Genomic DNA, 17,961 nt, shown 5'->3' with positions numbered 1-17,961 from the left:
CATGAGCGTATCCGTCATCGCCGCCGCGGGCGGCCACGTCGCCCAGGCCGAGCCGTCGCGCTGGGTCGCGCAATGGTCGCGGCTCGTGTCGCCGGGCGGCGTGGTGCTGGATGTCGCCGCCGGCGGCGGCCGCCATGCGCGCTGGTTCGCGTCGCACGGCCATGCGGTCGTCGCACTCGAGCGCGACCCGGCCGCACTGGCCGCGTTGTGTTCGATTCCGGGCGTCGACGCCCGTGACGCCGATCTCGAAGGCGCGCCGTGGCCGTTGCCGGCCGGCGAGCAGTTTGCGGCGGTGGTCGTCACGAATTATCTGCATCGTCCACTCTGGCCCCATCTGCTCAATGCGGTGGCGCCGGGTGGCGTGCTGATCTACGAAACCTTCGCGCAAGGAAACGAAACGGTCGGGAAACCGTCCAACCCCGCGTTCCTGCTCGCCCCGGGCGAGCTGCTGGACGCCGTGCACGGCCGCCTGCGGGTGGTTGCGTACGAGGACGGGTTCGTCGCCGCGCCGCGCGAGGCGTTCGTCCAGCGTCTCTGCGCAGTGCGCGAGGGCGCGACCCCGAAGGCGGGGGCGGGAATTCCACGTTACGAACTGCCCGGCTAATCCGCTACAATCTCAATGTTTACCGGTACATAATCTCAATCGCGTTTCATGGCTAACGGCACCCAAGACGGCATTCAAATCCGCGGCAGCATCCCCGCGATCGTCACCCCGATGCTCGAAGACGGCAGTCTCGACCTGCCGGCGTTTCGCAAACTGATCGACTGGCACATCGCGGAAGGCACCGATGCGCTCGTCGTGGTCGGTACGAGCGGCGAGTCGGCAACGCTCAACGTCGAAGAGCACATCCTGATGATCCGCACGGCGGTCGAGCATGCGGCGAAACGCATCCCGATCATCGCGGGCGCGGGCGGCAACTCGACCGCCGAGGCGATCGAGCTGACGAAGCACGCGAAGGCTGTCGGCGCGGACGCGACGCTGCAGGTCGTGCCGTACTACAACAAGCCGACGCAGGAAGGCATGTACCGTCACTTCAAGACGATCGCCGAAGCGGTCGACCTGCCGGTGATCCTGTACAACGTGCCGGGCCGTACGGTCGCCGACATGGCGAACGAGACGACGCTGCGCCTCGCGGACGTGCCGGGCATCATCGGCGTGAAGGAGGCGACCGGCAACATCGATCGCGCCGCGCACCTGATCAAGGCTGCGCCGAAGCATTTCGCGATCTACAGCGGTGACGATCCGACCGCGATCGCGCTGATGCTGCTCGGCGGCCACGGCAATATCTCGGTCACGGCGAACGTCGCACCGCGCGCGATGAGCGATCTGTGCCGCGCGGCGCTGGCCGGCGACGTACAGACGGCTCGCGCGCTGCACATGAAGCTGCTGTCGCTGCACAAGAACCTGTTCATCGAAGCGAACCCGATTCCGGTGAAGTGGGCGCTGCAGGCGATGGGCAAGATGCAGGGCGGCATCCGGCTGCCGCTCACGGCGCTCGACGAGCGCTGCCACGAAGCCGTGCGTTCGGCCCTCGTCGAGGCCGGCGTCCTCGCCTGATGCCGAGGCGGCCGCGTCCTGCGGCCGCCGGCTCGAACCCTGATCAACCCGCACCGGCCGGCTCCGTCCGGCGCCGCTCCTGACGAGCGTTCTAGCAAGACGAAGGATTTCATGAAACGTTTCGCCTTTTCCTCTCGCGCCATCCAGATGTCGGTGATGGCGCTGGCGCTGGGCGCGCTCGCTGGCTGCGATACGCTGAACGACTACCTGGCCCCCGACCGGGTCAACTACAAGAACACCGGCTCGGCGCCGCCGCTTGCCGTGCCGAGCGACCTGAAGCCGGTGCAGACGACGCAGCAGTTCGTCGCGCCGCCGACCAACGCCGGCCTCGGCACGCTGCCGCCGCGGGTCACGACGCAGGCTGGCAACGCGACCGACGGCATCCCGAGCGCGCAGGATCCGCTCGGCATGCACATCGAGCGCGACGGCGACCGCCGCTGGCTCGTCGTCGATGGCCGGACGCCCGAGCAGCTGTGGCCGATCCTGAAGGAGTTCTGGCAGGAGAACGGCTTCTCGCTGAAGACCGATGCGCCGTCGACGGGCATCATGGCCACCGACTGGGCTGAAAACCGCGCGAACATTCCCGACGACTGGTTCCGCCGCACGATCGGCAAGGTCATCGATTTCGCGTACTCGTCCGGCACGCGCGACCGCTTCCGTACGCTCGTGAACCGCACGTCGGACGGCAACACCGATATCTCGATCACGCACAGCGCGATGGAAGAAATGATGGTCGGCCCGCAGGGCGGCACGTCGTCACGCTGGGAAGAGCGTCCGCGCAACCCGGTGCTCGAAGCCGTATTCCTGTCGAAGCTGATGCAGAAGTTCGGCCTGACCGATGCGCAGGCGAAGCAGTTGCTGACCGATGCCCGTCCCGCGACGGCGCCGGCGCAGGTCAGCGACACCAGCAGCGGCGGGGCGACGCTCCAACTGGCCGAGTCGTTCGACCGCGCATGGCTGCGTGTGGGCCTGGCGCTCGACCGCACCAACTTCGCGGTCGACAATCGCGATCGCGAGAAGGGCGTGTACACCGTGCGCTATGCGAACACGATGGAAGAGCTCAAGCGCGACGGCCTGTTCGGCAAGCTGTTCTATGGTGGCCCGTCGGCCGCGAAGCCGGGCAAGGAGTACCTCGTCAACGTGCGTGCGCAGGGCAACGGCAGCACGCAGGTAGCGGTGGTCGGCGCAAACGGCCAGGTCGACAACTCGTCGGACGCACAGCGGATCATTTCGCTGCTCCACGCGCAGCTGAACTAAGCGCGTGCGATTCTCCAGCCTCGGAAGCGGCAGCGAAGGCAACGCGCTGGTCGTCGAGGCCTCGAGCGGCACGACGACCACCCGCGTGCTGCTCGACTGCGGCTTTTCTGCCAAGGAGGTCGAGCGCCGGCTCGGCCGACTGAATCTCTGCATCGGCGATCTCGATGCGATCCTCATTACCCACGAACACAGCGACCACGTCGGCAGTGCGCTGACGCTCGCCCGTCGCGGCTCGCTGCCGCTCTACATGAGCTGGGGCACCGCGCGCGCGGTCGGCGCGGACGAGGCCGATGTCGATCTCCACGTGCTGTGGGGCGACGAGACGGCCGCGATCCGCGATCTGGCCGTGATGCCCTATACCGTCCCTCACGACGCGCGTGAGCCGCTCCAGTTCGTCTTTATGGACGGCGCCAGCCGGCTCGGCGTGCTGACGGACGTCGGAATGGCCACGCCGCACATCACGGCCGTGCTGAGCGGCTGTGACGCGCTGGTGCTCGAATCCAACCACGACACAGCGATGCTGGCCGCGAGCCGCTATCCGCAGTCGCTGAAGGCGCGCATCGGCGGCAACCATGGCCACCTGAGCAACGACGCGGCGGCGGACATCCTTGCGTCGCTTGAGCGCAGCCGCCTCCAGCATCTGGTCGCCGCGCACCTAAGCCAGCAGAACAACCTGCCGGAACTGGTCCGCCAGGCGTTTGGCGGTGTATTGGGGACGAGCGGGGATGACGTGGTCGTGGCCACGCAGGACGCGGGCTTCGACTGGCTGGCGCTCGGATGAGCGGGGCAGGGCCGCTGCGACGGCCCGGTGCGACTGCCGTGCGATAGGCGCAGAAACGACAGACGTAAAAAAACCGGCCCTCGGGCCGGTTTTTTTTCAGCTGACGCTGAGGCTTACTGGCTTGCGCCCGAAGCCGGAGCAGCCGTCGCTGCCGAAGCAGCCGACGCCACTGCAGCAGCAGCGTCGCTCGCAGCAGCCGTTGCCGACGAAGCAGCAGCCGAAGCGTCGCTCGCAGCACCAGCAACTGCCGAAGCAGCCGACGAAGCAGCAGCCGAAGCGTCGCTAGCAGCCGACGAAGCAGCTTGATCAGCGCTCTTGTTGCAAGCAGCCAGTGCAACAGCAGCCAACAGGGAAGCTACGAGGAGGGATTTCTTCATGATCACGTCCTTTTATGGTTAAAGGTAAGCAACAGCGCGAAACAATACCGGTAATGTGCTCCAACACCGACCTGGGCCGCTGGTGGAGATGCACTTCTAGAGCGTGAATCTTCCCTACGGCTTGGGCGGAAATTATATGCACTTTCCTATCGACCGTCGACAAATGCGGGGTCAATACGTTGTCTTTCCCATACAGAATTTGATCCGTACGGGCATACGGGGCGACTCACACTAAATCCGGTTTCCGACCCGTATCCAGCCCGCACGATACCACTCGTGCAACAAGGCTGTCATCGAGGGAACCCGGGATAGTGTTACAAACCGTTTCGCCTCCATCTGGCGTTGATTGGCCAATTCGGGCAGCCATTCGCTGGCCTGCTCGAGCGGTCCTTCTTCACCATTAATGAAGTACGAGCGCGCGTTATACATCAATGCGGCCCTTCTGTCGAGACACACGCCACGACGTGACGCTTGCGTGACGAACGCGGCCTCGGACAGCGGGCGCGCGGGCGGGTCGAAAACGACGTTCGGTTTGGGCTCGCTCAGGTAGCAGCCGAGGAATTCGGCGACGTCCCGCTTGCGCCAGCGGATCGCGTCCACGATCTCGGCAACACGCTCGACCATTGCCGGAGGCAGTTGGGCGGGCGTGTCGACGGCCGGCTGCTTCGGATCGCGGTAAAGATCATCGCCGCAACCGTCGCGCAGGCCGCCACGCTCCGCGAGATAGTACAGGAACTGGGCGCCCAGCTCGCCGGCGGACGGGGCCCGGAAGCCGATCGAGCAGGTCATGCATTCGCCTTCGGCGACGCCATCGTGCGCGATGTGCGGCGGCAGGTAGAGCATGTCGCCGGGTTCCAGCACCCATTCGTCGCTCGGCTCGAAATTTTCGAGGATCTTCAGCGGCACGTCCGGTTGCAGCGACAGGTCCTTCTGCGCCCCGACGCGCCAGCGGCGCCGACCTTCGACTTGCAGCAGGAATACGTCATACGAATCGAAATGCGGACCGACGCCGCCGCCATCCGTCGCATAGGAAATCATCAGGTCGTCCAGGCGCGCATCGGGGATGAAGCGGAAGCGGTCGAGCAGTGCGCGCGCGGCATCGACGTGCAGGTCGAGCCCCTGCACGAGCAGGGTCCAGGCCTTGCGCGTGACGGCCGGCAGCGAGCCGGGCTCGAACGGGCCCTGCTCAAGTTGCCACTTGTTACGAAAATGGGTGATCAGTCGCGATTCCGCGTCATAGTCCGCTGCGAGCTCGAACAGCGCGTCGCGCGAGACCGGCGACGCGACGCCGGGGATTGCCTGGCGGATCAGGAGCGGCTTCTTCTGCCAGTAGCCGCGCATGAATTGCGCCGGCGTAAGACCGCCGAGCAGCGGTGTGGGAAGATCGGAAGGCGGCGCGCCGAGCGGGGCGGCAGCGGCATCCCGCGGTTCGGCTTGAGACCGGTTGCGCATCGTATAATGAGATTTGTATTTGGGAGAATTGGATGAAAATCGCAAAAAACACCGTCGTGTCGGTCGCTTACAAGCTGTCCGATGCACAGGGCAATCTGATCGAGGAAAGCGACGAGCCGATGGTCTATCTGCACGGCGGCTATGATGGCACGTTCCCCAAGATCGAGGAACAGCTCGACGGCCATGAGCCGGGCTACGAGGCGCAGGTTCAACTCGAGCCGCAGGACGCGTTCGGCGACTACGATCCCGAACTCGTGAAGATCGAGCCGCGCGATCGTTTTCCCGAGCCGCTCGAAGTGGGCATGCAGTTCGAAGGCACGCCGGAAGACGGCGACGAGGAAGTCGATTCGCTGATCTACACGGTCACCGACGTCGCCGAAGACAAGGTCGTGCTCGACGGCAATCACCCGCTGGCCGGCATGGCGCTGCGTTTCGCACTCACCGTGAAGGACGTTCGCGAAGCCACCGAAGACGAAATCGAGCATGAGCACGCACATGGTGCGGAAGGGCTCGAGATCGTCGACGAGGACGAAGACGAAGACGGCGAAGCGCCGTCAGGGCGTACCCTGCACTGAGCTCGCAGGCAGGCCCGGTGCCGGCCCCGACGCAGGGGCGGGCGCCGGCCACGACGCGCCGCCCGGTGCGGCGCTGTCACCCTGCAATGGCGGCGCGACCGACGACGAGTCGGGCAGCGCCGGCAACGCAGGGATTTCCGGCATCTGCGGCAGCGGCACCTCGTCACGCGGCACGAGCGGCAGCGCGGGCGGCACGGGCAGGTTCTTCGGCACTTCCTGCAGGCTCACGTTGAAGATCGTCTGCCGTGCCGGCGACACGCTCACCTTGACCCACTGATTCGTCGGATGGCGCGGTCCGATCGCGACGCGCGTCACGTTACCCACCAGTTCACCGTCGTCTGCCCGCAGCGGGCGGTCGATCAGAAAACCGTTCGCAAGCGGCTCGCCGCTCGCGTGCATCACGAGTATCGGGCCGCGGAACGTCGCCGCCGCCTTCACCAGCGTTCGTTTCAGCTCACGGAAGCCGTCGCGCACGCGCGGCCGGTTGAACCGCAGCCATGCGAAGCGTTCCGCGCGCTCGTAGCGTTCGAATTGCGGATCGCCTTCGAACATCACCACCATCGCGCGTGCCTCGCGCCGCTTCGCATATTCGGCCGCGTGGTCGATCCAGAAACCGTTCGCGATGATGCGGTCCTCGAATTCGCCATTGCGGCCGCCGGCCGTCAGGTAGTGGTTGTTCGGCGCCGGCGCGTTGAGCGCGACGTAGACGATGTCGTCGCGCATCCAGCGGGCGTTTTCGCGATACGGGCGGAACCGTGCGACTTCGCTTTCACGCGTGATCTGCAGCGCGCCGGGGTCGGGTAGTGCCGAATCGGCGAGCAGCGTCTGCCGCAGGAAGTCGAGCCGCTCGACCGGATCGTAGCCGCCGCCGGCCGCGGTGTTGCACGTTACCCAGTCGTCGTGGCCGGGAATGAACACGAGCGGCACGCGGGCCGCATCCAGGATCGCGCCGCGCTGCGAATACAGCGCATCGCGGCACGCTTCCTTGGGACCCTTGAGATCACCCGCGTAGACGACGAACGCGAGGTTGCGCTCGCGCGCGATCGCATCGAGCAGCCGCTGGGCGGCCGGTTCGTCGCCAGGGACGTTGATCACACCCGACACGACCGCGAACGAGTAGGGCGTGGTGCTGCGCTTCGGCGGCGCGGCCAGCGCGGTGGCCTGCGCGAGCGCGAGCGCCGCCGCGACGAGCATGGCGGCCGTGCGAGCCGGCAGGCCGCACAGGATGCGCTTACGCGTGTCCGTCGACATCGTGCGACCGGACCAGCGTGCGCAGTTCGTACAGCAGGTCGAGCGCCTCGCGCGGCTTGAGATCGTCGGGATCGATGTCGCGCAGTTTTTCGAGCGCCGGATGCGGTGTGGCGGGCAGCGCCGGCGTGTCCGCGCATTCGAGATCGTCGGCGGCCACCGGCGGCGCGCTGAACAGGTCGAGCTGCGGCGTGTGCTGCGACGCCGACTGCTGTTCGAGATATGCGAGGTGCTTGCGCGCGGCGCGGATCACGGGCGCCGGAACGCCTGCGAGCTGCGCGACCTGCAGGCCGTAGCTCTGGTTGGCCGGGCCTTCGTTGACCGCGTGCAGGAACACGATGCCGTGGCCGTGCTCGACGGCCGACAGGTGGACGTTGGCCGCCTGCGGGAATTCGGCCGGCAGTTGCGTCAGCTCGAAGTAGTGCGTCGCGAACAGCGTGTAGCACGCGTTGTGCGCCAGCAGGTGGCGCGCGATGGCCCACGCGAGCGCGAGGCCGTCGAACGTCGACGTGCCGCGTCCGATCTCGTCCATCAGCACCAGGCTTTGCGGCGTCGCGTCGTTGAGGATCGCTGCGGCTTCGGTCATCTCGACCATGAACGTCGAGCGGCCGCCCGCGAGATCGTCCGCCGCGCCGATCCGTGTGAAGATCCGGTCGATCGGACCGAAGCATGCCGACTTGGCCGGCACGTAGCTGCCCACGTAGGCCATCAGCGCGATCAACGCGGTCTGTCGCATGAACGTCGACTTACCGCCCATGTTCGGCCCGGTGATCAGCAATAGCTTGCGCTCGGTGCCGAAGCGGCAGTCGTTCGCGATGAACTGTTCGACCTGCGCTTCGACGACCGGGTGGCGGCCCTGTTCGATTTCGATGCCGATCTCGTCGGTGAAGGTCGGCGCGACCCAGTCGAGCGCGCGGGCGCGTTCGGCGAATGCGGCGAGCAGGTCGAGTTCGGCGAGCGCCGATGCGACACGCTGGCACTCGGGGATGAACGGCAGCAGCGCTTGCAGCACCGCGTCGTACAGCGCGCGCTCGCGGGCCAGTGCGCGTTCCTGCGCGGACAGCGCCTTGTCCTCGAAGGTCTTCAGTTCGGGCGTGATGTAGCGCTCGGCGTTCTTCAGCGTCTGGCGCCGGCGGTAATCGTCGGGCACCTTGTCGGTCTGGCCGCGCGTGACCTCGATGTAGAAGCCGTGCACCTTGTTGTATTCGACGCGCAGGTTCGCGATGCCGGTGCGCGTACGCTCACGCGCTTCGAGATCGATCAGGAACTGCCCGCAGTTCTCCGAGATGTCGCGCAGCTCGTCGAGTTCGGCGTCGTAGCCGCGCGCGATGACACCACCGTCGCGTACCATCGCGGCCGGCTCGGGCGCAATCGCGCTGGTCAACAGGTCGAGACATTCGGCGGGCGGTGCGAGTGCTGCGTCGACGCGGGCAAGTGCGTCCGCGTTCGCGATGATCGCGCTGATACGCTCGCGCAGTGCCGGCAGCGCGGCGAACGTGTCGCGCAGGCTCGACAGGTCGCGCGGGCGCGCGGACAGCAGCGCGAGACGCCCGGTGATCCGCTCGACGTCGGCGATCTGGCGCAGCGCGCTGCGCAGCGCATCGAGGCTTGCGTTGGCCGGTGCATCGAGCAGCGCGCCGATTGCCTGCTGCCGCGACTGCGCGGCGACCGACGCACGCGGCGGGTGATGCAGCCAGTGACGCAGCAGGCGGCTGCCCATCGTCGTGCAGCAGGTGTCGAGCAGCGAATACAGCGTCGGCGACTCGGTGCCGCGCAACGTCTCGGTCAGTTCGAGGTTGCGGCGCGTGGCCGGATCGAGACCGATGTACTCGGTTTCGTTCTCGACCTTCAGGCTGCGCACGTGCCGCAGTTGCTGGCCCTGCGTGGCGGCCGCATAGAGCAGCAGCGCGCCGGCTGCGCCGCACGCGCTCGTGAGTGAATGCGCACCGAAACCGTCGAGGCTTGCGACATCGAGCTGGTCACACAGGCGCTGCGTGCCCGATGCGATGTCGAAGTGCCATGCCGGCACACGCTTGCTTGCGCCCGCGCCGGCCGGCACGGCGTCGGTCGCGCCGTCCGGTGTCAGGATCTCGGCCGGCCGGATGCGCTCGAGCGCGGCAGCGAGCTGGTCGGGTTCGATTTCGGCGAGCCGCAGCGCGCCGCTTGCGAGGTTCAGCCATGCGAGGCCGATGTTCACCGCGACGCCGCGCTTGTTGTGGCCCGTGCACATCGCGAGCAGGTAAACGTCGTTCTTGTCGGACAGCAGCGCGGCATCGGTGAGCGTGCCTGGCGTGACGACGCGCACGACCTTGCGCTCGACGGGGCCCTTCGACGTGGCGGGATCGCCGATCTGCTCGCAGATCGCGACCGATTCGCCCATTTTCACGAGCTTCGCAAGATACTGCTCGACCGCGTGATGCGGTACGCCGGCCATCTTGATCGGCGTGCCGGCGGAAGCACCGCGTTGCGTGAGGGTCAGGTCGAGCAGGCGTGCGGCTTTCTCCGCGTCTTCGAAGAACAGCTCGTAGAAGTCGCCCATCCGGTAGAAGACAAGCGTGTCGGGATGGTCGGCCTTGATGCGCAGGTACTGCTGCATCATGGGGGTATGGTTGCTGAAAGCGGCTTCTGTAAGCTGCTGTTTTTGTTCCGTAATTTCCTGCACGTCCTTATCCATCAAGGCTTTCCGTCTGGTTCATGGGGTTCGGTATCGAATTTCCCCGTGTCTCGACATCTTGCAAAATTATCGTCGCCAGCGTAGGTTTTCGCTTCTTGTGAGACATGTGCCTACGCCGGAGTGGTCCGGTGGCGGGCGGAAACTTACGCCGAGGATTGAATGCGGTTTGACGCACGTACAGCAAAGCAACTTTTACCCGGCGCTCATCTAACTATCGACGGCTGCCCTGGACTGCGGCTTGAGGCAACGGTGTCGCGTCGCAGCTGGACTTACCGGTACAAGTCGCCCGTTGACGGGCGCATGCGACAAATCAAGATCGGCGAATGGCCCGCACTGTCCGTTGCGGCGGCGGCCGTTGAGTGGGAGCGCTTAAGAGAGCAGCGCAATGCGGGCATCGACCCGGCTCTATCAAAGCGCCAACCAGTCAATCCTGTTGGCGTAATGGTACAGCAAGGGGGCGTCCCGACCGTGGGCGAGGTGTGTGCTGCGTACTTGAAGGGACACGTGGAACACAGTCGCAAACAGAAGGGTGCGATTGAGGTCGCTCGGATGTTCAGGACGATGATCGGTGATATCGCGGACATGCCGGCGGCCGAACTCACCCGTGAGCGTGCGTTTGCGAAGATTGACTCTTTCCGCCATATCCCAGTGCAAGCATCCAAGCTTCGTCTCGAACTGGGAGCCGCGTGGGACTATGCGCTCGACGCCGGCCGTCTACCTGAGTCAGCGCCGAACTGGTGGCGGCAGATCATGCGAGGCCGGCTGCGGAGCAATGGCAAACGTATCGCTGGTGAGCCTGTCGGAACAACGAAACGGTTTCTGAGTGACGCAGAAGTTGGGGCGCTGATCAATTGGCTGCCGAACTTTAGCCGTAGCGTTGAGGATGCGCTGACGTTGTATCTCTGGACCGGGACGAGAGGTGTCGAGATCGGCGCAATGGAGGGGGCGGAAATCACCGTTGAGCGGGACGGCCTGTGGTGGACGATTCCCAAAGCCAAAACAAAGAATGCCCGACACCAGAATGCGACTGACCTGCGGGTTCCCCTAATTGGGCGCGCGGAGGCGATCGTCCGACGACGCGTAGACCGCTACGGAAAGGGGTGGCTATTTCCGGCAGAACGGAGCGGTCACATGGAGCAGAAGGTGTTTGGTCAGGCGGTCCATTTCCATATGCCGTATAGCGTAACGCGACCCAACCAGCGGCGGCCGCGTCTCCCGGTGACGCATTGGGCGCCTCACGATCTTCGTCGTACAACTCGCACAATGCTGGCTGCCTTGGGATGTCCATTCGAGGTTGGTGAAGTCATTATCGGTCACATGCTTGCCGGCGTCGGTGGCGTATATAACCGACATAAATATGACAACGAGCGGCGGCATTGGCTCGAGAAATTGAGTGTGAAGCTAGAGCAGCTCGCCCTATCACGTTCGCAATCTGTCCCTGTAAGCGAGACTTGCGGCGCGTAATGTATCGTTTTATCTGAAGGACGCCGGGCCGCTCGGTCGACGAGTGGGCGGGTTAATTGGACTCTTTCGCGAAGGTCTAAATTGGGACGTGCGGGAATTGTTTCAAATTTTCAAGTAGTTAATTCGACTGTTTAGTTGGTTTTGGCCTGCCATAACTGTCAGCTTTCGGGATGGACGCCCGTGTCGTATTTTTGAGATGCATTGCGGAGTTTGCTTGGTGATTTTCTGCAATGCGCAATCAATCATTGACGATGGAGACCGCAATGTCCGCACGAAGCACTGTTGTGAAGCTGCAAAACAATTCGGGTAACACTTTGTTTTTGGATTCGGCATCGATCAGTTTGCCGCATGGCGAATGGAAGACGTATCCGCCGGAGAAAATCCCGAATGGGCAAACTGGTGAATGGGAGACCGATTCGGATGGTTTTATGACCGGGACCGAGGGGAGGCTGCAGTATCAATTTGCCGATGGCGGGGGTATTGAGAACGTACGCATCTATTGGGATAACCCGTATTACGGCAGTAACGGGTATTCGATAACCGTCAGCGCTGCCAATTACAAAGCAGGCTATGACGGCGGCTCAGGGGACAACGCAACCGTCACTTTCTACATCAAGCAGGCCTGACTAGGTTGATCGGCTCGCGCCCGTTTCGAGGGGTGCGAGCGCAAACCAAATGTCAGGATCCGAGCCGTAAGGTTGCAGAGAGTATGGAAGACGATGATCGGCATTAAGCCTCATCGCCATCTGCCTTCCGGCGACCTGTCCCGCAGTTGGCGGGCGGGAGGAACTCCGATACACCTCGCGCTTCTGCCCATGCTTCGACTTCTCGCGTCAGCCATCCGACGCGCCGACCGGAGAGTGTGCGCGGCCTAGGAAACTGCTCTTGACGCACCAGTTTATGGATCACTGCTGGCGAGAGGGAAATTGCGTCAGAAACGGACGCGATATCGAGGTAGATTGTTGATGTCCGCGCAGAACTGACCCACTAGAGCTGGAAATTTTCATCGAATTTTGACCCACGTGATTGAATGCTCTGCTCAATCTTTGAGCAGGGGATACAAAGGTGATCACGGTGGGTATATTGGCCAAGATCAGGCGGATGTATTTCCGCGAGAAGGTCCCGTTGCGCGAGATTGCGCGGCATACGGGCCTGTCCCGAAACACGGTGCGCCGCTGGCTGCGGCAGACTGATGCCGTCGAGCCGAAGTATCCGAAGCGCGTCAGCCCGAGCGTCATCGACGACTGGGCCGCACAGCTGACAGGTTGGCTGCGTGCCGACAGTCATCGCCCGAAGCGTGACCGGCGCACCGCCCGGTTCATGTTCGAGGCGATCCGCGCCGAGGGTTACGCCGGCAGCTACGGCCGGGTGAGCGCGTTCGTGAGGCGTTGGCACGAGGAGCAGGCTGAGGCGCCTCGCAGGCAGGCCTTCGTGCCGCTCGCCTTCGAACCCGGCGAAGCCTTCCAGTTTGACTGGAGCTGCGAATACGCTTTTATTGGCGGGCTGCGGCGACGCCTGGAGGTCGCCCACGTCAAACTTAACTCCAGCCGCGCGTTCTGGCTCGTCGCCTATCCCACACAGAGTCACGAGATGCTGTTCGATGCGCACGCCCGCGCGTTCGCCGCGTTCGGCGGCGTGCCGCGGCGCGGCATCTACGACAACATGAAGACCGCCGTGGACAAGGTTGGCCGCGGCAAGGAGCGTGCGGTCAACGCGCGCTTCGAAGCGATGTGCAGTCACTACCTGTTCGAGCCGGAGTTCTGCAACCGGGCTGCAGGCTGGGAGAAAGGCATCGTCGAGAAGAACGTTCAGGACCGGCGACGTCAGATCTGGCACGAAGCAGCGCTACGGCGCTGGGAAACGCTGGAGGTCCTGAACGAATGGGTCGCTGGTCAGTGTCGTGAGGCGTGGCACATGCGGCACCCGCAGTGGCCTGAGCTGACGGTCGAGGATGTGCTGCAGGACGAGCGTACCCGGCTGATGCCCAATCCACGGCCGTTTGACGGCTACATCGAGCAGACCCTGCGAGTCTCGTCGACCAGCCTGATTCACTTCCAGCGCAACCGCTACAGCGTGCCCACCGAGTACACGAACCAGCTGGTGAGCGTGCGCTGCTATCCGGCATATCTCAGCGTCGTCGCCAACGCCCAGGAGATCGCACGCCACGAACGCAGCTTCGAGCGGCACATGACCTTCTACGATTGGCGCCACTACGTCACGTTGGTCGAGCGCAAACCCGGCGCACTGCGCAACGGCGCGCCGTTCATCACGATGCCGCAGCCGCTGCAACTGCTGCAGCGGCATCTGCTGAAACACCCGGGCGGCGATCGCGTCATGACGCAGGTGCTCGCTGCGGTGCGCGAACACGGGCTCGATGCGGTGCTGCTCGCCGTACAGGCTGCGCTGGATTCAGGACGCCCCAGCGCAGAGCACGTCCTGAACGTGCTGAGCCGGCTGAAGGCGCCCGTCACGAATGGCAGCCTCGCCACGACGAAACTCCAGCTCAAGGAAGAGCCCGCGGCCGACGTGAGCCGTTACGAGACGCTGCGCGCCAACCCACCGGAGGATCGTCATGTCTAACGATATCGCGGCCCAGCTCAAGGGTCTTAAACTGCACGGCATGGCGAGCACGTGGCCGGAGCTGCTCGCGCAGTCGCGCCACACGGACTTCGAGCCGGAGCGCTTCATGAAGCAGCTGTTGATGGCTGAAACCGCCGAACGGCAGGTGCGCTCGATCGCCTATCAAATGACCGCTGCGCGCTTCCCGGCCCACCGCGACCTGAAGGGCTTCGACTTCGCGCAGGCACACGTCGACGAAGCGCTGGTGCGCGAACTGAGCGAGCTGTCGTTCCTCGAAAGCGCGCACAACGTCGTGTTCATCGGTGGTCCGGGCACTGGCAAGACGCACCTCGCCTCAGCGATCGGAATCGAAGCCGTACAGCGCCACGGCAAGCGTGTGCGCTACTTCTCGACCGTCGAGCTGACCAACGCCCTGGAGCAGGAGAAGTCCATCGGCAAACAAGGCCAGATCGCCCACAAGCTGATGTACGTCGATCTGGTGATTCTCGATGAGCTGGGCTATCTGCCGTTCAGCCAGACCGGTGGTGCATTGCTGTTCCATCTGCTCTCAAAGCTTTACGAGCACACGAGCGTCGCGATCACGACCAATCTCAGCTTCGGCGAGTGGGCGAGCGTGTTCGGGGATGCAAAGATGACGACAGCGCTGCTGGACCGCGTCACCCATCACTGCCACATCGTTGAAACGGGCAATGAATCGTGGCGCTTCAGGACCAGTTCTGCCAAGGCGAAGACGACAAGAAAGAGAGCAGCAAAACCAGCGGGTAACGAAGAGTTATCCACACCGGAATAGATGTACTACGCTGTCTCGGGGTGGGTCAGATTTAGATGAAATCGGTGGGTTAAGACTCGGTGGAAATCAACAGGCAGCTCTTCAGGGCGCATCCCCATGCCGCTTAACCTCACTCCTGCCCATGTGTCTGCGCTCGGGGAGGGCGAGGCTCGCAATTTCGTCGATGGCGTGCGTCGAGATCTGCTCAAGGCTGATCCTGCATTGACGCAAGATATCGATCTTCATAACCGCCTGTGGGATGCATATCGCGTCGCTCGATCGCTCGGCATTCAGGATAGTGAACATCTTGTTCAGTTCTTGAAGATCGAGGCGTATTCGCCGCATTTTTACGAGAAGCCGGCTGCGAAGGCATGGCTGACGAAGCCCGGTCGAAGTGCGGATGAACGTTTCCACGTCTACGTCCAAGAGATCACTTGGCAATCACAACATCCCGATAGCTTGAAAGGAGTCCCGCATGGCGGCACCGTTAATCCCCCTAGTGACAGCCGCAGCAGCGGAAGCGGGGCCGGCATTGTCGGCTATTGGAAGCGCATTACTGGGGGGCGCGGCAGTAGCGGGGATCGGTAGCCTTCGGGGCGACGTCAGCAAGATGGACGAGCAGGCGAAGGCAAAGACAGAAACGCGGACAATGGCCGACTCGACCGCGCCCTGTAAGAAGTGCCCGCCCGAACAAACAGGCAAACTTGTGCGGAGCCGGCACGGCGTTAGCTGGCCCGCGTACCGATATCAGGCGCGCGTAACGGGCTTTGCGTTCGATACGGAGGGCTGCCTGTGGAGCGACGAGTGGGAGTGGCTGGGAATCGATTTTGACGGATTCAAGCCGCAAGAGTGCTTGCTGCAAGAGGCGAAAGGGAACTACGACCAGTTTCTTGACGGATCTATTCCGAAGTCCGAACAGTTCTTCAAGGGCTTTCGTCACATGCGCGATCAGGCAATCAAGCGTGCGATGCGGGTCAAGGCGAATCCGCCAACGCGGCTAAGGTACTATTTCCAAGGGCCGCTGACCTACAAGCGAATGGCGGTATGGTTCAAGACCATGTCGATTGAGTCGGAGTATTTTCCGTAACTTCCTACCATCATGAAAATTGATTCCTTCATCAAGGCCGGCGGGATCGAGGTGTTCGCGTTCTCGCAAACACTCGCGAAGGTCGGTGCGATTGTCGACGTAATGGCGGCAGCAGCTCCGGATCTGTCGCGTCCGAAGTGGCGGATGCAGGGCGATACGCTCGAAGAGGCTCAAGCCGGCGAGGTGTACGCGGCCGATGGCCAGCCCAGTAGCGCTGCGGTTGCAGCGCTGGAGAATGAATATCGGGGCGAAGAAACGTCTTCGCTCGGGATATGGGACGGCAGCGCCGACGATTCCATCGGCGCATCCGTCGAGGTCTTCGCCTGCGGCGGGCATTTCCCCGACACGGTTTCAATCGGCGCTCGCGGGGCGTTCATTGAGAACAAGGATCTTGTGGTCGGTGTCGTGGTCGCGGCCGCACAGGAGTTTTCGCCGGCCGTGATCTCGGCCGCACCTGACGGCTACGCGGAGAAGCAGGCGTTTCAGGATCGCCCCGGTGTCGGTTGGATGATCTACCTGCCAGTGGAACTCGGCACTCAACAGATTCCCGAGGCGCAGGAGATCGTTCCCGTGTTATCGGCCGATCGGAAGCGACGGCTCGGGACGATACTCGTCAGCATCAAGGATGAGGTGTTTTCGGCCGACAACGAGGAGCACCTGGCCGTGGCACACGCTATCGAGGCGCGACTCATTTCTATGGACCTGTTGCCGCTTCTGGCCGAGATTTGAGGGCGGCAGGTAGCTGCCTCGCGGTCAATCGAAGCGAGCGCCGTCAATCATGCGGCGGAGCTGGTCGAGTGCGAACGAGTCGGGATAGCCGTTCTTCTTCAATTCCAGCTCGGCGGCGCACACCATCTTCTCCATCAGCCGCAGCGTTCGGCGGACGTGCACGACTTCCAACACAAAACGCTGTTCGATCGTGAGCGCACGGTTTTTCTTGTAGACGATCGCGCTCCACGCGTCGCGCAACTCCTCCCATGTCAGGCGTTGGAACTCAGGCAGCTTGGTTGCCTTGTCGGAGCCGGGATCTGGTTCGCCGGGGACGTCGTGGAGCCTACATTTCATGGCTTCGCGTGCACGCCACTCGTCAGAGAACGGAGCAACGGATGCGCGCGGATTGCCCATGCGTCCGGCCCGCATGATCTCCTTGTCGATCTTGTTTGACAGGCGGCGCAGCGGGGCTGCGTATTGCAGCTCGTCGGCACGATCGAGGTACGCGATCATTCTCGTGGCATTGCCGGTCAGGGTGCCCATCTCACGCAGCGTAATTCGCAGGTGTAGCACTTCGAGAATCAGCCGATGGACGTCGGCGTACGTGCACGTGCGCCACCATTCCGACATAGCGTCAAACTGTGGTGGGTCGAATGGGGGCAAGATCATGATGCGAATAAAGCACTGTATGGATATACAGTTTATCGCGGAGTAAGATGAGCCCGTCAAGTCTCAAAAATGGGGGCGGGCTGTGTGTACTAACTACAAGGCGCCAAACGAAGATCCCGGCATCAACGAGCTGAAGATTGGCATCGGCGATCTGTACCGCCGCGACCCGTGGGAGCCGGATGTGTACCCGGACTATGCAGCACCGATTGCATGGGCGGATGGGGACGGCCTTGGCGTCGTCAAGGCGGTGTTCGGATTCTGGCCGAAGTTTATGCAGCCCGAGCGCGTCGACGGCAACGGCAAGAAGCGGAAGAAGCTCGACACGGTCAACGCCCGTTCAGAAACAGTCGGCGAGTCCCGGCTGTACGGCAAAGCGTGGCGGGCGGGGCAGCGCTGTCTGATCCCGGCGCGATGGATATACGAGCCTTGTTACGAGACCGGTCGGAATGTCTGGCAGCGGATCGGGCTTGCGGATTGGCAATCGTATTGCGTCGCCGGCATCTGGCGGCGCTACGATGGAGAGGACGGTCGCTCGCTGATCGGTATGTCTATGCTCACCGTCAACGCGGATGGCCATGCCGTGATGGGGCGGATGCACAAGCCGGGCGACGAAAAGCGCTCGGTGGTCATATTGCGGGCGACCGACTATGACGAATGGCTACACACAAGAAATACTGAAGTCGCCCGCTCAATGTTGCAGCTTTTCACTCCGGACGAGATGATCTCGGAGCCAAAGTAGCCTTATTGCGACTGTGAGCG

The 17,961-nt window shown here is 63.4% G+C and carries 20 protein-coding genes; 14 read left to right on the top strand and 6 right to left on the bottom strand.

What is annotated here, in order from left to right; all coding sequences use genetic code 11:
- The first annotated feature begins 1 nt into the window (after nt 1).
- The 5 genes from CFB50_RS11675 to CFB50_RS39495 all read left to right on the top strand — a co-directional run bounded on the left by CFB50_RS11675 (nt 2) and on the right by CFB50_RS39495 (nt 3,882).
- On the top strand, nt 2–604 hold the full coding sequence (locus tag CFB50_RS11675; protein ID WP_089445924.1) for a class I SAM-dependent methyltransferase: 603 nt from the start codon (nt 2–4) through the stop codon (nt 602–604).
- A gap of 48 nt (nt 605–652) precedes the next feature.
- Nucleotides 653–1,558, top strand: coding sequence for a 4-hydroxy-tetrahydrodipicolinate synthase (gene dapA, locus CFB50_RS11670; protein WP_089445923.1), 906 nt, complete (start codon nt 653–655; stop codon nt 1,556–1,558).
- Nucleotides 1,559–1,669: 111 nt separating this feature from the next.
- Complete coding sequence (bamC, locus tag CFB50_RS11665; RefSeq protein ID WP_069248335.1) at nt 1,670–2,815, top strand: outer membrane protein assembly factor BamC; 1,146 nt, start codon at nt 1,670–1,672, stop codon at nt 2,813–2,815.
- A 4-nt stretch (nt 2,816–2,819) separates the two neighbouring features.
- Nucleotides 2,820–3,596 carry an MBL fold metallo-hydrolase gene (locus CFB50_RS11660; RefSeq protein ID WP_089445922.1) on the top strand — a complete coding sequence of 259 codons (777 nt, stop codon included), beginning with the start codon at nt 2,820–2,822 and terminating at the stop codon, nt 3,594–3,596.
- Between the two features lie 121 nt (nt 3,597–3,717).
- Nucleotides 3,718–3,882 (top strand): hypothetical protein, encoded by a 165-nt coding sequence (locus CFB50_RS39495; RefSeq protein WP_164725389.1) that lies wholly within the window; start codon nt 3,718–3,720, stop codon nt 3,880–3,882.
- A 20-nt stretch (nt 3,883–3,902) separates the two neighbouring features.
- Here CFB50_RS39495 and CFB50_RS40420 read toward each other — a convergent pair whose 3' ends face one another.
- Together CFB50_RS40420 and CFB50_RS11645 are read right to left on the bottom strand one after the other, a co-directional pair.
- Complete coding sequence (locus tag CFB50_RS40420) at nt 3,903–4,148, bottom strand: hypothetical protein (RefSeq protein WP_075122947.1); 246 nt, start codon at nt 4,146–4,148, stop codon at nt 3,903–3,905.
- Between the two features lie 56 nt (nt 4,149–4,204).
- Complete coding sequence (locus tag CFB50_RS11645; protein WP_089445921.1) at nt 4,205–5,425, bottom strand: cupin domain-containing protein; 1,221 nt, start codon at nt 5,423–5,425, stop codon at nt 4,205–4,207.
- Nucleotides 5,426–5,457: 32 nt separating this feature from the next.
- Between CFB50_RS11645 and CFB50_RS11640 the strand changes: the two genes are divergently transcribed.
- Complete coding sequence (locus tag CFB50_RS11640) at nt 5,458–6,000, top strand: FKBP-type peptidyl-prolyl cis-trans isomerase (protein WP_069248332.1); 543 nt, start codon at nt 5,458–5,460, stop codon at nt 5,998–6,000.
- On the opposite strand, the gene CFB50_RS11635 is transcribed toward CFB50_RS11640, so the two are convergent.
- Entirely contained in the window at nt 5,980–7,251 is a 1,272-nt protein-coding gene (locus CFB50_RS11635) for a hypothetical protein (protein ID WP_179254174.1), read from the bottom strand. The two genes, CFB50_RS11640 and CFB50_RS11635, sit on opposite strands and share 21 nt — an antisense overlap.
- The gene (gene mutS, locus CFB50_RS11630; RefSeq protein ID WP_089445920.1) at nt 7,232–9,922 is read right to left on the bottom strand and encodes a DNA mismatch repair protein MutS; all 2,691 of its coding nucleotides are present in this window, start codon (nt 9,920–9,922) and stop codon (nt 7,232–7,234) included. Before mutS ends, CFB50_RS11635 begins: the two co-directional genes overlap by 20 nt.
- A 159-nt stretch (nt 9,923–10,081) precedes the next feature.
- Here mutS and CFB50_RS11625 point away from each other — a divergent pair, with 159 nt between their 5' ends.
- Both CFB50_RS11625 and CFB50_RS11620 read left to right on the top strand, forming a co-directional pair.
- Nucleotides 10,082–11,386, top strand: coding sequence for a tyrosine-type recombinase/integrase (locus tag CFB50_RS11625; protein WP_089445919.1), 1,305 nt, complete (start codon nt 10,082–10,084; stop codon nt 11,384–11,386).
- A gap of 263 nt (nt 11,387–11,649) precedes the next feature.
- Nucleotides 11,650–12,012 carry an aegerolysin family protein gene (locus tag CFB50_RS11620; protein ID WP_089445918.1) on the top strand — a complete coding sequence of 121 codons (363 nt, stop codon included), beginning with the start codon at nt 11,650–11,652 and terminating at the stop codon, nt 12,010–12,012.
- 103 nt (nt 12,013–12,115) lie between these two features.
- Here the strand turns inward: CFB50_RS11620 and CFB50_RS11615 are convergent, their stop codons facing one another.
- Nucleotides 12,116–12,334, bottom strand: a complete 219-nt coding sequence (locus CFB50_RS11615; protein WP_256978987.1) for a helix-turn-helix transcriptional regulator — start codon at nt 12,332–12,334, stop codon at nt 12,116–12,118.
- A 153-nt stretch (nt 12,335–12,487) separates the two neighbouring features.
- Here CFB50_RS11615 and istA point away from each other — a divergent pair, with 153 nt between their 5' ends.
- The 5 genes from istA to CFB50_RS39965 all read left to right on the top strand — a co-directional run bounded on the left by istA (nt 12,488) and on the right by CFB50_RS39965 (nt 16,551).
- Nucleotides 12,488–13,966: an IS21 family transposase gene (istA, locus tag CFB50_RS11610; RefSeq protein WP_373452940.1), complete on the top strand. Its 1,479-nt coding sequence runs from the start codon at nt 12,488–12,490 to the stop codon at nt 13,964–13,966.
- Nucleotides 13,959–14,756, top strand: a complete 798-nt coding sequence (gene istB / locus CFB50_RS11605; RefSeq protein ID WP_060091270.1) for an IS21-like element helper ATPase IstB — start codon at nt 13,959–13,961, stop codon at nt 14,754–14,756. Before istA ends, istB begins: the two co-directional genes overlap by 8 nt.
- Before the next feature lie 96 nt (nt 14,757–14,852).
- Nucleotides 14,853–15,323, top strand: a complete 471-nt coding sequence (locus tag CFB50_RS11600; RefSeq protein ID WP_089445916.1) for a hypothetical protein — start codon at nt 14,853–14,855, stop codon at nt 15,321–15,323.
- On the top strand, nt 15,211–15,822 hold the full coding sequence (locus CFB50_RS11595) for a restriction endonuclease fold toxin 5 domain-containing protein (RefSeq protein ID WP_089445915.1): 612 nt from the start codon (nt 15,211–15,213) through the stop codon (nt 15,820–15,822). The genes CFB50_RS11600 and CFB50_RS11595 overlap by 113 nt, the downstream gene beginning before the upstream one ends.
- 12 nt (nt 15,823–15,834) lie before the next feature.
- Entirely contained in the window at nt 15,835–16,551 is a 717-nt protein-coding gene (locus CFB50_RS39965) for an immunity 52 family protein (protein ID WP_256978937.1), read from the top strand.
- 24 nt (nt 16,552–16,575) lie between these two features.
- Here the strand turns inward: CFB50_RS39965 and CFB50_RS11585 are convergent, their stop codons facing one another.
- Complete coding sequence (locus tag CFB50_RS11585) at nt 16,576–17,076, bottom strand: hypothetical protein (RefSeq protein WP_144020648.1); 501 nt, start codon at nt 17,074–17,076, stop codon at nt 16,576–16,578.
- Nucleotides 17,077–17,284: 208 nt separating this feature from the next.
- On the opposite strand from CFB50_RS11585, the gene CFB50_RS11580 reads away from it, so the two are divergent.
- Nucleotides 17,285–17,941, top strand: coding sequence for an SOS response-associated peptidase family protein (locus CFB50_RS11580; protein WP_089445913.1), 657 nt, complete (start codon nt 17,285–17,287; stop codon nt 17,939–17,941).
- The last annotated feature ends 20 nt before the right edge of the window (nt 17,942–17,961 follow it).

The organism is Burkholderia sp. AU33423, assembly GCF_002223135.1.
Lineage (GTDB): Bacteria > Pseudomonadota > Gammaproteobacteria > Burkholderiales > Burkholderiaceae > Burkholderia > Burkholderia lata_D.
Note: the sequence above shows the minus strand (reverse complement) of the source record. Positions and strands in the feature narration are given on the sequence as shown.

Excerpts from the sequence above, each read along its gene's own strand:
- CFB50_RS11675 (WP_089445924.1), top strand. The coding sequence starts at position 2 with ATGAGCGTATCCGTCATCGCCGCCGCGGGCGGCCACGTCGCCCAGGCC.
- dapA (WP_089445923.1), top strand. The coding sequence starts at position 653 with ATGGCTAACGGCACCCAAGACGGCATTCAAATCCGCGGCAGCATCCCC.
- bamC (WP_069248335.1), top strand. The coding sequence starts at position 1,670 with ATGAAACGTTTCGCCTTTTCCTCTCGCGCCATCCAGATGTCGGTGATG.
- CFB50_RS11645 (WP_089445921.1), bottom strand. The coding sequence starts at position 5,425 with ATGCGCAACCGGTCTCAAGCCGAACCGCGGGATGCCGCTGCCGCCCCG.
- CFB50_RS11640 (WP_069248332.1), top strand. The coding sequence starts at position 5,458 with ATGAAAATCGCAAAAAACACCGTCGTGTCGGTCGCTTACAAGCTGTCC.
- CFB50_RS11635 (WP_179254174.1), bottom strand. The coding sequence starts at position 7,251 with ATGTCGACGGACACGCGTAAGCGCATCCTGTGCGGCCTGCCGGCTCGC.
- mutS (WP_089445920.1), bottom strand. The coding sequence starts at position 9,922 with ATGGATAAGGACGTGCAGGAAATTACGGAACAAAAACAGCAGCTTACA.
- CFB50_RS11625 (WP_089445919.1), top strand. The coding sequence starts at position 10,082 with ATGCGGTTTGACGCACGTACAGCAAAGCAACTTTTACCCGGCGCTCAT.
- CFB50_RS11620 (WP_089445918.1), top strand. The coding sequence starts at position 11,650 with ATGTCCGCACGAAGCACTGTTGTGAAGCTGCAAAACAATTCGGGTAAC.
- istA (WP_373452940.1), top strand. The coding sequence starts at position 12,488 with ATGTATTTCCGCGAGAAGGTCCCGTTGCGCGAGATTGCGCGGCATACG.
- istB (WP_060091270.1), top strand. The coding sequence starts at position 13,959 with ATGTCTAACGATATCGCGGCCCAGCTCAAGGGTCTTAAACTGCACGGC.
- CFB50_RS11600 (WP_089445916.1), top strand. The coding sequence starts at position 14,853 with ATGCCGCTTAACCTCACTCCTGCCCATGTGTCTGCGCTCGGGGAGGGC.
- CFB50_RS11595 (WP_089445915.1), top strand. The coding sequence starts at position 15,211 with ATGGCGGCACCGTTAATCCCCCTAGTGACAGCCGCAGCAGCGGAAGCG.
- CFB50_RS39965 (WP_256978937.1), top strand. The coding sequence starts at position 15,835 with ATGAAAATTGATTCCTTCATCAAGGCCGGCGGGATCGAGGTGTTCGCG.
- CFB50_RS11585 (WP_144020648.1), bottom strand. The coding sequence starts at position 17,076 with ATGGGCACCCTGACCGGCAATGCCACGAGAATGATCGCGTACCTCGAT.